At 66.4% G+C, this 780-nt stretch carries 2 protein-coding genes; one reads left to right on the top strand and one right to left on the bottom strand.

Features of this window, described 5'->3' with window-relative positions:
* Positions 1-448 (bottom strand): CNNM domain-containing protein (locus EXE44_RS17455; protein ID WP_137718010.1); only part of this gene is annotated, 448 nt, incomplete at its 3' end.
* Between the two features lie 166 nt (positions 449-614).
* Here EXE44_RS17455 and EXE44_RS17450 point away from each other — a divergent pair.
* A partial coding sequence (locus EXE44_RS17450) for a glutaredoxin (RefSeq protein ID WP_137718009.1) occupies positions 615-780 on the top strand: 166 nt, incomplete at its 3' end.

Below are 780 nucleotides of genomic sequence, written 5' to 3'. Positions count from 1 at the left end.
GGCGAGCGATCCGGAGCGCCCACGACTCGGTGTGCTCGACGGCGTACGACTTGGGCGCGCTCTCCCCGAAGATCAGCACGAGCGTCGTGATGCCGAACGTCGTCGCCAGCACCGACTGGCCGCGGGAGAGGTAGATCCCGAACAGCGCGGTGGCGATGGAGGTCATCGCCACGTTGACGATGTTGTTGCCGACGAGGATCGTCACCAGCAGGCGGTGGGGGTTCTGTTTCATGTCGCTGATCGTCTTCGCGCCCGTCACCCCCTCGTCGACGAGGCTGTCGATGCGGTGTTGCGGCAGCGAGAACATCGCGATCTCGGACGAGGAGAAGAACGCCGAGAGCCCGACTAAAAGCAGGATCGCGACGACGCCGAGGAGGGTGATGACCCTGTCACCCGGCATCGGTACCTGGAGGACGTCGACCAGCGGCGCAGTAGACGACAAGCCCATGTTCGTTTGTCTTCCGTCGGCCCGCGATTAAAGCGTTCCCTTCGAGTACCCGCGGCGCGTCCCTTCGCGGTCGCCGAGCGGCGCGTTCCGACGGTCGCCCGGACGCGCCGCGTTCGAGGGTGCCGCTGCCGACACGATTACCCGTCTCGCGGGCGAATCGGGACGTATGAGCGAGCCACAGATCACCCTGTACCGGCTTCAGGCGTGCCCGTACTGCGAGCGCGTGGTCCGGACGCTGAACGAACTGGACCTCGAGTACCGCTCCCGGTACGTCGAACCGATGCACTCCGAGCGCAACGTCGTCAAGCGCGTCTCCGGCGCCCGGAGCGTGC

The organism is Halorubrum sp. SS7, assembly GCF_005435055.1.
GTDB lineage: Archaea > Halobacteriota > Halobacteria > Halobacteriales > Haloferacaceae > Halorubrum > Halorubrum salinarum.
This window is presented reverse-complemented; position numbering and strand designations above follow the sequence as displayed.